Origin of the sequence: Arthrobacter sp. efr-133-TYG-104, from assembly GCF_030208915.1 — a bacterium.
Lineage (GTDB): Bacteria > Actinomycetota > Actinomycetes > Actinomycetales > Micrococcaceae > Arthrobacter.
In genome coordinates this window covers 105,862-120,776 of record NZ_JARVTA010000023.1, presented here as the reverse complement: position 1 = coordinate 120,776, position 14,915 = coordinate 105,862, and the positions used below count along the sequence as shown (strand labels likewise).

The window sequence follows — 14,915 nt, the reverse complement described above, 5'->3', positions numbered from 1 at the left end:
AATAGATACTGTTGTCGTATTGCAAGCATACCAACCGCTAGGAGAGCAATGAAAATCGCAGTTTACGGCGCAACGGGCATGGTCGGCAGCCAGATCGTCAACGAATCCATCACTCGCGGCCACGAGGTCACGGCCATCTCCCGCAAGGGTGCGGAGATTCCTGGAGCTACAGCTCAGGCCGCGGACCAAGCCAACGGGGAGACATTCGCGTCCATAGCAAAGGACCACGACGTCGTCGTGCTGGCCACGGGCCCGAGCCGCACCGGCGGGGACCATGGAGAATGGCTCGACGCGATGGCCACTGCGTTCAGCAATGCTGAAGGCACCCGCCTCATGATCGTCGGCGGTGCTGGCACGCTGGAAATCGACGGCGTCCGCTTGCTCGACTCTCCCGATTTCCCGGAGGCTTACAAAGCAGAGGCCACAACCGCCGCCAAGGCCCTTGAAGCAGTGAAGCAGAGCCCCGAGACGCTCGATTGGACTGTCCTTGCTCCGGCGCCGGTCATCCAGCCCGGTGAGCGCACCGGCTCCTACAACATCGCCAAAGACTCTCCAGCGGGGAGCAGCATCTCCACCCAGGACTATGCCGTAGCCATGCTTGATGAGATCGAGAGCCCCGCGCACCGGCGTGCCCGCTTCACCGCGGCAAACTAGAGCCTGAGGCCTAGCCCGGGTACTTGCTTCTGGAATATGTCTTTGAGGGCATGTTTCGCGGCATGGTACCCGGGCATCCCCGTGACGCCGGGGCCGGGCGGCGTGGACGACGAACACAAGTACACGCCCTTGACCGGAGTGCGCCAAGGAACGGTGGACACCACTGGCCGCTTGAGCAAACCGCGCACGTCAACCCGCCCGGCACTGAAGTCTCCACCCACGTAGTTCTCGTTGTACGCCGACAGGTCCGCCGCCGTCGTGGTTTTCGATGCAACAACAACATCGCGGAAGCCGGGGGCGTAATTCTCTATACGGGCGGTAACTGCCTCAGCCATGTCGACGTCGGACCCCGCCGGTACGTGGCAATAGGTCCAGAGAATCTGGTGTCCGGCAGGGGCGCGGGTCGGATCAACCACGGACGGCTGGGAGACCAAAACGTAGGGATTGGCAGGGTGCTTGCCGGAGGCCACCTGATTTTCTGCCTCGGCGATGGAAGCGCGGGAACCCCCCACGTGCACGGTGCCTGCCTTGGCAAGCCCGGCTGCTTTCCAGGGGACCGGCCCGGACAGGATGAAGTCCACCTTGCACGCTGCATTCCCGAAACGGAATGTTTCGAGTGCCTTCCTGTACCTGCCAGGGATTTCCGCTCCGCCCAAGCGAGCAAGCGTTGGCGGGGCCACGTCCAAGAGGATTGCCCGCGCCGGACGGACTTGGTCAAGGGAGTCCACGCGCTGGTCCGTATGGATGGTGCCGCCGTGGGCCATGAGGTCCTCCGCCATCGCATTCGTGATGGACGCCGAGCCGCCAACAGGTACTGCCCAGCCACCCGAGTGCGCGAGGACTCCCAGGAGGAGACCTGCCCCGGTTGCGCTGAGGGAAGGCAGTGCTGAGACGGCGTGGGCCATGACTCCAGTGATCAGGGCCGGTGCTGCCTCTTCGCAAAAACGGCGGTTCCAAAGTGGTGTGCCTTGATCGAAGGTGGCAAGCCCGAATCGGATAGCGCCCAAGGGATCCCGGGGTACTCGGAGCAGTTGGTTGGACGTCAGGTCCACCACGCCCTCCACATGCTCCAGGATAGGGCCCATCAACCGCTTATACGCCGGACCGTCTGCTCCAAGTTCCGCCGCTGTTCTCTCCAGCGATTGAAATGCCAGCGCCGCTCCACCCACATCCAAAGGCGCGCCGTGCTGAACCTCGGGCACACGCAGCTCGACGCGGTCGGCAAGGTCGAAAGAGCGGAAGAACGGCGATGCCAAGGCCATTGGGTGAACGGCCGAACAAATGTCATGGAGATGCCCGGGCTCGATGAGTTCCGTGGTCCGGGTACCTCCTCCAATGGTTGCCCCGGCCTCGTAGACATGCACGTCAAGCCCCGCGCGTGCCATGACGAGTGCTGCGGCAAGCCCATTAGGACCGGCTCCGACGACGGCGACATCAACCATTGCTGCTAGCCTCCGTTGCTGGGGTGCTTGAGCGGCGGCCGCGGATCACGAACCGACCGATCACGAACCGGTCGTCAGCGCCGTCGAAGGGACCGCCGTGGGGGTCATCCTGGCCGCTGGCCCTGATCGGGTCATTGGATGGGATCCAGATTTCCCACGCCACGCGCGCCATGAGATAAGCGGTGGCAACCATGTGCAGAACCACGGCCAACACGTAATAGGACATGTCGATATTGTGCTGCGCCGCACCGCCGCTGGTGGCTTGGCCGAGGTACATCCAGATGGCCGCCCAGTGGAGTCCCTCTGCCGCCTGCCAGATCAGGAAGTCACGCCAGCGTGGGCGGGCCAGTGCGAGGAGCGGAATCAGCCAGATAACGAACTGTGGCGAATAGACCTTGTTGGTCAGGATCAAGGCGGCCACAATCAGGAAAACCAGTTGGGCCAACCGGGGACGGCGCGGCGCGGCCAAGGCCAAGGCTCCAATGAAGGCGCAGGCCAGCAGGAACAAGGACAGCGCCAACACGTTGATGGTCCCCGCATCGATCTGTCCGCCATGAAGCCGATCCGCAACGAGGTTGTAAGCGAACCACGGTGAGCTGTAACCGGCCGGGCGGTCGCGCGTGAACGTGAAGAAATAACCCCAACCGGAGGGATTAATGGCGGCAATGGGGAGGTTCACGGCCAGCCACGCGGCCAGCGTTGCACCGGCGGTGACCAGGAACGTCCGCAGCTTGCCGGTCCGGAGCGCTAGAACGAGAATGGCGCCAAGGATCAAGAGCGGGTACAGCTTGGTGGCAGCCCCAAGGCCAAAACAAACGCCGGCCAAAACGACTTTGTCGCGTGCGAAAAAGTACATCCCCAGAGCCAGGAGTCCCACGGCCCACATGTCCCAGTTGATGAAACCGGCCAAGACTATTCCAGGTGCCAGAGCTACCATCGCCGCATCCCACGGACGGTGCCTATTGATCCGGGCAGTGAGAAGTACCGTGACAATCCACACCGCGACGATCAACGTTGCGTTGACATCGAAGTAACCAAGGACTCGTTCATCGCCGGTACCGTGGCCCGGAACCAGGAGCGCCGTGACCCCGGCAACAATTCCCATCAGGACCGGGTATTCGAACTGACCACCCTGGGTGAAGAAGGGAAAAACGCCGTCGCCGAGGCCACGGTTACGGAAGAGCTCAGGGAAGTCCGAATAGCAGGTGGCGTAGAACTGATCCGGGGTGTGCCAACCGTTTACCCGGCAATAGTCCTTGGTCAATACCGCCACGAGGGCGGCGATCACCGTCAGAATGATAAGGACCAACTCGATGCGGAACAGGCCGGGGGAGATCCTGCCAGGCGACGCGTGCCTCCCCAGGGGACCACCCACAAGCTCCGTGAAATTGCGGAGCAGGGGGTCGCTGCGACTGGGAACCACAAAGCGGGCACGTTGAGGTTGGCTGCGCGGCTTGGTCTCCTGCATGGGTCGAGCTTACCGTCACGTAACCCGGCATCAGCGGATGAGTCCCAACTGGTGCAAGGCAACGTAGACGTCTTCACGGCGCTGGTCGAGTAATTTGTCATTGAATAGGGTGCGTTCCTTACGAGCTGTGACGGTCTTGAAGAAACGCATGTCTTCAGGGCGCTTTCGCATAGCTCACCTCCTTTCGGTGGAATAGCCTGCGTTTGGACGCAACAATTTGAGGCATTAATCTGTAGAGAAAATGCCAAAAGGGAATAGTTCGGGGACGATAATGACGGGTATTCCGCATGCGGCGGATATTGATTCGTGACGTAGTCTGCGTGCCTTGCAACCAACTACTCAGGACGCCAGCCATTCAAGATGGCGAACACAATCACTGGCGGCAGGGGCCGGCTTAGTGGGCCAGGAGCCTTAGTGAACCAGGAATCTGTCAGAGAGAAAAACGGCGCCGATCAGCAGCAGAGGTGGGAGCAGCATTGACGGTCAACGTCCGTCCGCTAGTCAAAGTAATCATTTCCCAACCTCCTTCCGGCCGTAACAGCCTGCTGTGGCATTCAATCGATCGACAAATCCGGAGAATGCGCGCCTTGTTCCCGGCGAGCCGCTCTGGGAACAAGATATAAGCTACCTCATGCCCGCGGACCTTGACCAGCACAATTCGCTAATTTGCCACAAGTTTTTCTGAATTGTTTTCTAGAGGCCCCAACGGACAATCGCAGGCGTTCTCTTATCCCATCCCAAAGTGCACACCTTCGCGGTTCCCAAGACAAAGTGGCGCCCCTCGCGGGCATCCATTTCGAGCCATCGGGCCGTCAGGATCCTGGAGAAATGCCCGTGGGCAACCACCAGCACATTATCCATTCCGGACTCCAGCACCCGTCCGATGATTTTGTCGGCCCGGGCAGCAACCTCGTCGAGCGTCTCACCATTGGGTACTCCATCGGTCCAGATGAGGTACTCGGGGTTGTCCTTGCGGATGAGGTCTGAGCTGATGCCTTCGTAGTCGCCGTAGTTCCATTCCACGGCGAGTGGCTCGTGGACGGCGTCGGGATATCCGGCGAGCTCCGCGGTGCGGCGGGCGCGGCGCAGCGGCGAGGTCAGGACGAGATCGAAGTCAATGCCTTCCAGCACTTTCCGGGCCTCTACGGCCTGCTGCTCGCCCTCCACTGTGAGGGGAAGATCGGTCAGGCCCGTGTATTGGCCGCTCTTGGACCATTCCGTCTCACCGTGGCGGAGGATCCAGAGCTGCGGGCGTGGTGAGGTCGAAGGGTTCATGAGGGCTCCTCTGTTTCTTCGCGGTCCGCCACTGTGGATGCTGTGGACAGTTCAGTCTCGTCCAAAGGCTCGACGACGGCGGACTCAGGTTGCGCTTCCCACCAGGACAGGAGCTTCCGCTCGGCTTCGTCCGGGTCGAGCGGCCCGTGTTCCATGCGTTGCTCCAAGAGGAACTTGTAGGCTCGTCCCACCACCGGGCCGGGTTTGAGTCCCAGAAGCGCCATGATCTGTGCGCCGTCGAGGTCGGGCCGAACGGCTGCCAATGATTCCTGCTCCAGAAGCGCCGTGATGCGGTGCTCCAGGTCGTCGTAGGCGAACGACAATCGATCGGCTTTGCGCTGGTTCCGTGTGGTTACGTCCGATCGGGTGAGCCGGTGCAGGCGTTCCAGCAGGGGACCGGCGTCGGTAACGTATCGGCGCACGGCTGAATCCGTCCACCCGGCGTCGCCGTAGCCGTAAAACCTCATGTGCAATTCGACCAGGCGGGCAACAGCCTTGATGGAGTCGTTGTCGAAGCGCAGTGCTTTCATCCGTTTAGCGGTCAGCTTCGCACCCACGGCGTCGTGGTGCCGGAAGCTCACCGCACCGCCTGGTTCGAAGCGACGCGTGGCGGGCTTGCCGACATCGTGCATGAGCGCGGCGAACCGCAGCACAAAGTCGGGCCCGGGAACCGGCCCATCAGGTCCCGTTTCCAGTGCTGCTGCCTGTTCGAGGACTTGGAGCGAGTGCTGGTAGACGTCCTTATGCCGGTGGTGCTCGTCGGCTTCCAAGCGCAGGGCTGAGACCTCCGGAAGCACGAAATCAGCCAAACCAGTGTCCACCAGGAGGTCAATGCCTTCTCTGGGGTGGGCTCCGTTGATGAGCTTGACCAGTTCTTCCCGAATACGTTCTGCCGAGATGATCTTGATCCGGTCCGCCATCTGGGACATGGCGAGGCGGACGTCGTCGTGAACGGAAACGCCGAGCTGTGACGCGAAACGTGCCGCGCGCATCATCCGGAGGGGATCATCGGAGAAGGAAGCCTCAGGTGCGCCGGGTGTGGCGAGCTCGGAAGCGTGCAGGTCGCGGACGCCACCAAAGGGATCAACCAGTTCCAGTCCCGGCAAGCGCAACGCCATGGCATTGATGGTGAAGTCCCGGCGCAGCAGGTCATCGGTCAGGGAGTCGCCGAAGGCCACCACGGGCTTCCGGGAATCGGGATCGTATGCCTCAGCGCGATACGTTGTGACTTCGATCTGGAAGCCGCTCTTCTTCATGCCGATCGTGCCGAAAGCGCGGCCGATCTCCCAGAAGTTGTCTGCCCATTTCCTGATGACTGCAATGGTCTGGTCCGGCGTCGCGTCCGTGGTGAAATCCAGGTCCGGGGACGTGCGCCCGAGGAAGAGGTCGCGCACTGGGCCGCCCACCAGTGACAGCTCGAATCCGGCGTCGACGAACCGCTGCCCGAGGTCGAGCACCACCGGGTCAATGGTGAAGTTAACAGAAGAGCTGTGCAGTACGTGCGCCATAGTTCCTTAAGCTTGGCAGATTTTTGCGCCGCGTTGGGCCACTGTTCAATGTGAAATCCGGATGCGGCGCGGCGGCGGTCTCCTGCAGTCCACCCCGTGGCCATGTCCCGGTCATCACTGGAGGGCAAGAGTCGTTAGAGTGGACCTCATGGCCAATCCGATTCCGAGCGCTCCCGGCAGGAGGACAAACGCACCGTTGCCGTCGGCAATTGGAGCGCATGTCGCGCCTGTTCCTCAGCACCCGGCACAGGCCTCCCTTCCCACCGTCGAGGAGGTCTCGGCCGGTGGCGTTGTTGTTGACACGTCCGACGACGACCTCCGGGTTGCGATCATTGCCCGCGTTAATAGGGGTGGCCGGCTTGAGTGGTGCCTTCCCAAGGGCCACCCGGAAGGCCGCGAGAACAACGAGCAAGCCGCCGTCCGCGAGATTGCGGAGGAGACGGGCATTGAGGGCAACATCCTGGCACCGCTGGGGAGCATCGACTACTGGTTTACCGTCAGCGGCCACCGGGTCCACAAAACCGTGCACCATTTCCTGTTGCAGGCAACAGGCGGAGAGCTGACCATCGAGAACGATCCCGACCACGAAGCCGTGGACGCTGCCTGGGTTCCCCTTCAGGAATTGGCCCGAAAACTGTCCTTCCCGAACGAACGCCGCATCGCCGATTTGGCGCGGGAAGTGCTGCCAGAACACCTCTGAGCCGGACGCATGGGACGATATAGACGATGTCTGTAGTCAAACAAACCCCCTCGGTTCAGTCCGGAGAAGCACGTTCCAGCGCCATCATGGCTGCAGGGACGCTCGTTTCCCGGTTCCTTGGCTTCGCCAAAACATGGATGCTCGGTGCAGCCTTGGGCTTGGGCTCAACGGTCAATGACACGTTCATTAATGCGAACAACCTGCCGAACCTGATCTTCCTCCTGGTGGCCGGCGGCGTCTTCAATGCCGTCCTCGTCCCGCAGATCATCAAGGCCAGCAACGCCCCGGACCGCGGCGCGGACTACATCAGCCGCCTGCTGACCTTGGCTGTTTTGGTACTTTTGGGGCTGACAACGCTGGTGACCATCGCCGCTCCCGGCGTCATTGACCTGACCACGCAGGGGTATTCAGAGCAGCAAAAGGCCTTAGCTGTCACGTTCGCTTTCTGGTGCCTGCCGCAAATCTTCTTCTACGGGCTGTACGCGCTACTCACCCAGATCTTGAACGCACACGGAGCATTCGGACCCGCCATGTGGGCACCGATCCTCAATAACGTCGTGGCCATCGCCGGCCTCGGAATGTTCATTTGGATCCTGGGCGCCAACGTCACCAATCCCCACACACTGGATAACTGGGGGCCCACCCAAACCCTCCTGGTGGCCGGGTTCTCCACGTTCGGCGTCCTCGCCCAAACGGCTATCCTGCTGGTTCCTGTTTTTCGGCTGCGGCTGGGTTTGCGTCCCCGGTTCGGTTGGCGCGGCGTGGGACTGGGCCAGGCGGCCAAGCTCAGCGCGTGGACGTTGGCGACTGCCGCCGTCGGGCAGTTGGCATTTCTGTACGTCATGAAAATTGCCACGATTCCTGGTGCTGAGCGGCTGCGCCTCAATGATGCGGGGGAGACCACCGCCGCATCGACGCTGCCCGGCAACGCAGTCCTGGAAGTTGCCAGCCAGCTGTACCTGCTGCCGCATTCGATTATTGCGTTGTCGCTGGCAACGGTCCTCTTCAACCGCATGACGAGGGCCTCGCAGGACGGCAACAAAGCCGAACTGCGTGACGCCCTGTCCCATGGTCTGCGCACCATGGCGGTTGCGACGGTTTTCGGGGCGTTGGCCCTCTTCGCGCTGGCCGGCCCGTTGGGCATGTTCTTCTCCGGCGGCAAACCGCAAGACGGCGTCATGCTGGCCCAGACCTTGACCATCCTGGCCTTGAGCACTCCGTTCATGAGCGCCAACTTCATGATGTCCCGCGTGTTCTACGCCAACGAGGACGCCCGAACACCCCTTTACGTCCAGCTGCTTCTCGCTGTGGTGTACGTAGTGGGCGCTTTCATCATTCAATTCCTTCCGGTGGGCCAGATCATCTACGCGATCGCCATCCTCTACACCCTCGGCAACATCCTTTCCGTTGTGATCAGCGTGGTGTTCCTGCGGCGGATGCTGGGCCATCTGGACGGTCCCCGAATCGCGAATGCGTACATCAGGATGGGCTATGCCGGCCTGGGATCGGCCGTCTCTGGTGCGCTGGCACTGTGGCTGTTGGGTAGCTACCGTGCCGACGGTTTCGCATGGAGCAGCCGCCCGGCCGCCCTGGTGACCGTGGTCGTCGTCGGGCCCGTCATGCTGCTTGCCTACCTCGTGTTGCTCCGGGTCTTCCACGTCACTGAACTCCGTGACCTCCTGCGTCCTTTGCTGGGACGTTTGGGCCGCGGCGTCCCGGTCCCCGCCGGGACCTCTGCTGAACCCACGACGGCGACACGCGCCACGGTCTCCGATGACACCGGGTTGATCCCGCGCATCTCGGGCGAGTTCGACGCCGCCTCTTTCAGGGCAGGACCCGCAGTGCAGCCGCAACGCCCCGACCACCAACCGCGCACTTCACATCATGAAAGCGTCGAGGTTCCCACCGAGTACCTTCCCGAGGAGAACGAACCCAGCACGGCTCGGGCCAGTAGGTTCCATCCCCAGGTTCCACTCCCGGGCCGGCACACCTACCAAGGTCATGCCGGACAGAATCCCTATTTTTCTTCGCGCAACGACTCCGGTGAATGAGCCGTGCCGCCAACACAGGCCGCGGGCCGCAATCGGCTAGGCTAGAAACGAATATAGGTAGTTGCAAAAACGGTTGAACCGGCTCGGCCGGGCCAGCCGCGTGCAGGACCCGCAGCTCCCGGACAGCCTAGGAGGAACACGTGTCCCACCCGATCGACGTCGGATCAGTACTTGGCGGCCGCTACAAGGTCACAGCCAATGTGTTGACCTCGCATGACCAAGATCAGGTGCTCGACGGCGTGGACCAGGTCCTCAACCGTCCCGTGAGCATCCTCGTTGCAGGCCCCGGAAATGCCGAGCAAGTTGCACAGAGTGCCCGCGAAGTAGCCACGGGGGAGCGCCCGGGCCACGTCCAGATCCTGGACCTCGGTATCAGTGAGAACACCACATACCTGATCACGAACCACAGCAGCGCTCCTGACCTGTTGGACTTGGTGGTTGCCACCAACCCGCCGTACATCGAACCGTTCTTCACCGAGACACTCGGCAGCGAAATCTTCGGCGAGCCGCGTACCTATGAACCCGAGACGTACGACGGCCTCTACGAGGACGACGAGCACGAAGCCGAGTACATCCAGTACGACGAAAACGGTTACCCCATCCAGTCGCAGCTTGATCGGCAGCCCACGTCTGAAGGTGCGTCGTCGGGTCCTTCGGGCAACGTGCCACCCATGCCCGCCGCCAACCCGGCCCCCAAGGGCGGGTTCGCCGGCAAGCTGGCCGCAGCCGCTGCCGGTGCCGGTGCTGCGGGTGCCGCTGCCGCCGCTGTACTGAAGAACGCCGGTTCCAAGAATCACGACGCCGGTACTGCCGCGGAAACTACGGCCGCGGCATCAAGTGCCAATGACATTTCACCTGTGGCTGCCGCGCCGTCCGCCACCGCAGAACCTCAAGTCCAGAATCCGGCACCTCCGGCGCCGGTACAGCCTCCCACCGAGGCGGCTCCGATTCAGGCGCCCGCTCAAGCAGCGCCCACCCAGGCTGTTGCCCCTGTGGCTCCGCCCACCGAGGCAGCCCCTCCAGTGCGGCCCCAACCTGTCGCCAAGCCTGCCACGCAGCCCAAGGTCTCACTGTGGTCCGAGGAGGACTACGGCTTCGCTGGTGAAGACTCTGCTGCTGCGCCGGCAGGGGGTGCCAGTGCCGCAGGTGTCGTCGGCGCTGCAGGTGCATCCGCCGCGCTTGGCACCGCCCCGGGCAACGGCCCCGCACATTCCGGGTACGACCGGAAAGCAAGCAACTTTCCGGCGTCGGCTGCGGTGCAGACCGACTACCAAGAGGACGAGACCTACGAGTATGACCGTCCGCAGAAGGAACCTCGTTCCATGCGCTGGTTGGTCGGGGGCCTGCTGGCGGCTGTTTTGATCGTTGGTCTCATTCTCGCAGTTACCAATCTGGGAAGCCTGATGCCCCATGCGGCTGCCCCGGCGCCGACACAAACGGCGGCGCCGCAACCCACAGGAGCAGGTACGGCGAGCCAACCGCCGTCAGCGGCACCAACTGCTCCGCCAGCGCCGCCTGCGATAGACGGAATCACCCGGCTTGGCGATTTCCCCTTCGCGGCCACGTTCGACAAGGACCTTGTGAAGGCCTTTGACGGCAATGCTGCCAGCTACTGGTCGGACATGGAGTTCGCCACCGCTGACTGGGGTGGGCTGTCCGGAGACGTGCCGCTGGTTATCAAGCTCAAGGAACCCACTTCCGTCAGCTCCGTGGTCTTGGACCAGCTGGGGGGCTCTGGTGGAAGCATCAGTGTCTTCACCAACGATCGCCCAGCGATGGATGGGGCGAAGCTCGTCGGTACCAATAGCTTTACGTCGCCGGAACTGACGATGCCTCTTTCCGCACCGACTCAGACCCAGTACGTGATCGTGGACATCAAGACCCTTCCCAAATTGGCCGTGCCCAAGACCCGTTACGGTTATGGCTTGCGCCTGGCCGAGGTACAAGTCCACTAACTGCTTCACTCGGTTCCACCTCGGTCATAGGGAGTCCCGCTGCGGGGCGGTTAGCCCACAGACGGTAACCTGAATGGTGGTGGCTTTTTGGGTCCCCAAAGCAAATCGGAATATTTGGGGCCCATCAGGGGTTGAGTCAGGTGGCTGCCCCGAAAGCCGCAGCATCGACTAAGGAAGAGGTTCACGCCAAGTGAGCAGTGCAGAAAACAACGCCTCGCAGGTGCGCGACGTCATCATCGTAGGTTCAGGCCCCGCCGGTTACACAGCCGCCGTCTACACCGCCCGTGCCAACATGAAGCCTCTGCTCATTGCCGGTTCCGTCACTGCTGGTGGCGAATTGATGAATACCACCGACGTCGAAAACTACCCTGGTTTCCCTGAGGGAATCATGGGCCCGGACCTGATGGAGAACTTCGAGAAGCAGGCTGCCCGTTTCGGCACTGAGATCTTGTTCGAAGACGTCACCAACTTGGAGCTCGACGGCGACATCAAGACGGTGACGATCGGCACGGGGGAGACCTTCCAGGCTCGGGCGATTATTTTGTCCACCGGTTCTGCCTACCGTGAGCTCGGGTTGGTCAACGAGAAGCGCCTTTCCGGCCACGGTGTTAGTTGGTGCGCAACCTGCGACGGTTTCTTCTTCAAGGACCAGGACATCGCGGTGGTTGGTGGCGGTGACTCGGCCATGGAAGAAGCCCTCTTCCTGACCAAGTTTGCCAAGTCAGTCACGGTGGTCCACCGGCGCGATACCCTCAAGGCTTCCAAGATCATGGCCGACCGAGCCAAGGCGCACGAGAAGATCACGTTCGCGTGGAACTCCGCCGTCGAAGACGTTCTGGGTGGTGACAAGGTCACGGGCCTGAGATTGAAGAACCTCGTTGATGGCACCGAGAGGGAGCTCCCGGTAACCGGGGTGTTTGTTGCTATCGGCAACGATCCCCGCACTGATCTGGTCCGGGGGAAGGTGGCGCTGACTCCTGAAGGAACCATCGCTGTTGACGGCCGAAGCTCACGAACAGACATCCCAGGTGTCTTCGCAGCAGGGGATGTCATTGACCCCACCTACCGGCAAGCCATTACAGCTTCCGGTTCTGGCTGCGTTGCCGCGCTCGACGTCGAGCATTTCCTCGCCAACCTGAACTCCTAAGCTGCCCACACCACCGTTCGAAAGGAAAAGTTATGAGCAACGCAAAAGACGTAACCGACGCTAGCTTCAGCACCGATGTCCTGGCTTCTGAAAAGCCGGTGATCGTGGACTTCTGGGCAGAGTGGTGCGGGCCGTGCCGCAAACTCGGTCCCATCCTCGATGAGATTTCCGTCGAGTACAGCGGGAAGATCGAAGTCGTCAAGGTCAATGTCGATGACAACCCGGCCATCGCAGCCGAATACGGCATCACGTCCATCCCTGCCGTGTACCTGTTCAGCGGCGGCGAAGTAAAGAACACGGTCATCGGTGCCCGGCCGAAGCAGTACTTCGAGAAGGAATTTGCGGACGTACTGTCGTAACAACGCATCTGGTTCTAACCGCAGGAATCACTGCTAGGTAAGAGCCGATGGCTAGGGAAACCTCCGGGTGTCTCCAGCCATCGGCTCTTCTGTTTTTCACGCGAATGAAACCGTTAGCGTATTCTTTCGAATCGTGAATGGTCCAGGAAGCGCTGGTTTGGCCTCATCATGCTCGCTCGTGCTTTCATTAGCTTGGGGTAGGGCCCAGCGCTGGCTGCAGCGCTGACGATCCCGGATCTAGGTCCCCGTTCATGCGGTGCGGTTCATGAGGCCCACGTCGTAGGGTGCATCGACGCCGTAGCGAGGCAGGGGAGACGGTAGCCTCTTTCCCCTGCCCGCTAGTCGGCCGGGATGCCATCCTCGGCAAGCCCTTCGCCCCATGACGGAATTAGATGGAAGCAACGGTCGCAGGTCTCTCCCGCCGAACTGCACCCGGAGCAGGGAAGTAAGTGCTTCTTTGCCCAGAACCTTGTGTTTCACGTGAAACACAAGGCGATCGCTTAATCAGACCGCCGCTGGATCGGGCTCTATCGTCCGCGCTCCGTGCACGGCATTTTAATGTCCCTAAGTACTTCTTCCTGAACTGAACTGTCGGGGCCGCATCTGGTCCCCGGCCCACCGGGCGCGGAGCGCACAGCTCGCTCGGGATGGCGCCAAGCCGTGTCCGGGCAGCGACCGGGCGGTTGAATGCACTTCTATTCAATTACCGCGCAACCTAGCCCGACGCCGGCTCCACGGTAAGACCAATCACGCCCGGAGACACATTGGCGGCCCGACGGGCGGCTACTCCACGCCCCCCTAGAATCGTTGTTGTTGGGGCGCTCACCCTCACATGCTTGCCATTCTGCCGTCCCGCAACAGAATCACGGGAAACCGCGGCCGGTTCGTCAGTAGGTCAGGGGGTGGTTGGGCTCAAGCGGCGCATTCTGCCAAGCACCTGCGCAGTCCCTGGACCCTATTCTCCCGCAGGGTGAGAACGCCTGATGACAAACTATGAATCGGTGCGTCGGGGCTGTGCCTGCGTGGTTGAACATTCAAAGCCACACAATTGAGCACGTCGCCCTCCGTGTGGGGATCTTCAGCGCCACTGTGGAACGAACATCGCGGTGATCAGTTCGATCTTGCAGCCCCGGAACCGACAATGGAAATCGTGGCGAACTGAGGGGCCTCGATCCAACTTAGGCAAACAAGCGCAAAGTTTCACGTGAAACATCTTGCGAAGCACTCTCAGCGCATCGGACCCCGGAGGTAGCAGCATCTTGGGTAGTCGAGACAAATGCTGAACCGTTTCGCGTTGCCCGCTGCGCGGAGTTGCCCGCCATGCTCTGTTCTTCCGGTTCCATTAGTCAGCTATGTAGAGAATGACGTCGGCGGTCCAACCGAAGCCCACGACTTGACGTCCATGGAACCTCAGAAAGATGCCATCGACCAGAGGCGATATTCGAATGCACTGTGCGCTTGGGTTAGACGCACAACGCTCGAAGCGCTGGACGACCCACAAAACATTGTTACAGCTGCTCTTCGCGGGGATTGCGCCTTCGATCGACGGAAAGTGGTGAATCGGTCCGCACCAAGCACGTATGGTGAGCGAAGGGCAGCCCACTCCACGCCTGAATTCAAGCACCGTCATGTTCTTGCGGCATCAGCTACCTACCGCTGTTTCACGTGATACTGCGCGCTGGATATACGCCGGGTTAGGCGCAAGCACGGAACCACTAACGCGACCGCTATCGTGGCGAGCCTTGGAGACAAATCTCCGCGGCCTCAGAAGGCAGACAGATCAAGGTCTCTGACCACACGAAAGGCTAAGTTCTCTCTGTGCCGCGGTTATCATTGCGGACGGCACCCAGGCGGAGGACCGGTGCGTATTCGAGTAGTTCAAGATAGTTTGCCTTCCGGAGGAACTTGCTCCATGGGGCCACTTGTATGTTTCACGTGAAACATACTCGCCCTGAATACGGTCCCAACGTTTCACGTGAACGTACGCAGGCCCGGGAGAAGCTACTTGCTCGAAGACATTGTGTCCAACCGAGCCGTAGAAGAGGGGGTCTCTGGGGACCTTGGCCTATTAGGGCAGCGTCTGGTGGACCAGTGGATGTAGACCTGAGAGAGTCGTGCCTGACCACCGACCGGTGGTCAGTTCGCACGCCTAACCTCAGAGTGAGCTGTCCCTAGTCCACGGACACTCCACGTCCGACGGACAACCCAACAACGAAGAATGGATCTATCCCGCATCACACGGCGCGAGAGCGCCTCTCCGGCGGCCTGAAACGACCACATGAATTCAAAAGGCCGCGCACCTAAATCATGGCTCAGGCGTACAGAGACACCGTGCCTGTTCTTGGCTAACCGCGAG

At 61.4% G+C, this 14,915-nt stretch carries 11 protein-coding genes; 6 read left to right on the top strand and 5 right to left on the bottom strand.

The annotated features are described in order from the left end of the window. The first annotated feature begins 48 nt into the window (after positions 1–48). Positions 49–654 carry an NAD(P)-dependent oxidoreductase gene (locus QRN04_RS15695; protein WP_284976953.1) on the top strand — a complete coding sequence of 202 codons (606 nt, stop codon included), beginning with the start codon at positions 49–51 and terminating at the stop codon, positions 652–654. On the opposite strand, the gene QRN04_RS15690 is transcribed toward QRN04_RS15695, so the two are convergent. The 5 genes from QRN04_RS15690 to QRN04_RS15670 form a co-directional block, all read right to left on the bottom strand. After that, positions 651–2,096, bottom strand: a complete 1,446-nt coding sequence (locus QRN04_RS15690) for a phytoene desaturase family protein (protein ID WP_284976952.1) — start codon at positions 2,094–2,096, stop codon at positions 651–653. The genes QRN04_RS15695 and QRN04_RS15690 overlap by 4 nt on opposite strands. After that, a complete protein-coding gene (locus QRN04_RS15685) occupies positions 2,089–3,564 on the bottom strand; it encodes a glycosyltransferase family 87 protein (RefSeq protein ID WP_284976951.1) in 1,476 nt (491 codons plus the stop codon). The genes QRN04_RS15690 and QRN04_RS15685 overlap by 8 nt, the downstream gene beginning before the upstream one ends. A gap of 30 nt (positions 3,565–3,594) precedes the next feature. Further along, positions 3,595–3,735, bottom strand: coding sequence for a hypothetical protein (locus tag QRN04_RS15680; RefSeq protein WP_284976950.1), 141 nt, complete (start codon positions 3,733–3,735; stop codon positions 3,595–3,597). A 522-nt stretch (positions 3,736–4,257) separates the two neighbouring features. Further along, positions 4,258–4,839, bottom strand: coding sequence for a histidine phosphatase family protein (locus QRN04_RS15675; protein ID WP_284976949.1), 582 nt, complete (start codon positions 4,837–4,839; stop codon positions 4,258–4,260). Further along, a complete protein-coding gene (locus QRN04_RS15670; RefSeq protein ID WP_284976948.1) occupies positions 4,836–6,347 on the bottom strand; it encodes a CCA tRNA nucleotidyltransferase in 1,512 nt (503 codons plus the stop codon). Before QRN04_RS15670 ends, QRN04_RS15675 begins: the two co-directional genes overlap by 4 nt. A gap of 196 nt (positions 6,348–6,543) precedes the next feature. On the opposite strand from QRN04_RS15670, the gene QRN04_RS15665 reads away from it, so the two are divergent. The 5 genes from QRN04_RS15665 to trxA all read left to right on the top strand — a co-directional run bounded on the left by QRN04_RS15665 (position 6,544) and on the right by trxA (position 12,559). Further along, positions 6,544–7,047, top strand: coding sequence for an NUDIX hydrolase (locus tag QRN04_RS15665; RefSeq protein ID WP_284977018.1), 504 nt, complete (start codon positions 6,544–6,546; stop codon positions 7,045–7,047). A gap of 26 nt (positions 7,048–7,073) precedes the next feature. Next, on the top strand, positions 7,074–9,098 hold the full coding sequence (gene murJ, locus QRN04_RS15660) for a murein biosynthesis integral membrane protein MurJ (RefSeq protein WP_284976947.1): 2,025 nt from the start codon (positions 7,074–7,076) through the stop codon (positions 9,096–9,098). Between the two features lie 140 nt (positions 9,099–9,238). Further along, positions 9,239–11,053 (top strand): ABC transporter substrate-binding protein, encoded by a 1,815-nt coding sequence (locus QRN04_RS15655; protein WP_284976946.1) that lies wholly within the window; start codon positions 9,239–9,241, stop codon positions 11,051–11,053. A 190-nt stretch (positions 11,054–11,243) separates the two neighbouring features. After that, positions 11,244–12,200: a thioredoxin-disulfide reductase gene (gene trxB, locus QRN04_RS15650; protein ID WP_284976945.1), complete on the top strand. Its 957-nt coding sequence runs from the start codon at positions 11,244–11,246 to the stop codon at positions 12,198–12,200. A gap of 32 nt (positions 12,201–12,232) precedes the next feature. Continuing rightward, positions 12,233–12,559, top strand: coding sequence for a thioredoxin (gene trxA, locus QRN04_RS15645; protein ID WP_284976944.1), 327 nt, complete (start codon positions 12,233–12,235; stop codon positions 12,557–12,559). The last annotated feature ends 2,356 nt before the right edge of the window (positions 12,560–14,915 follow it).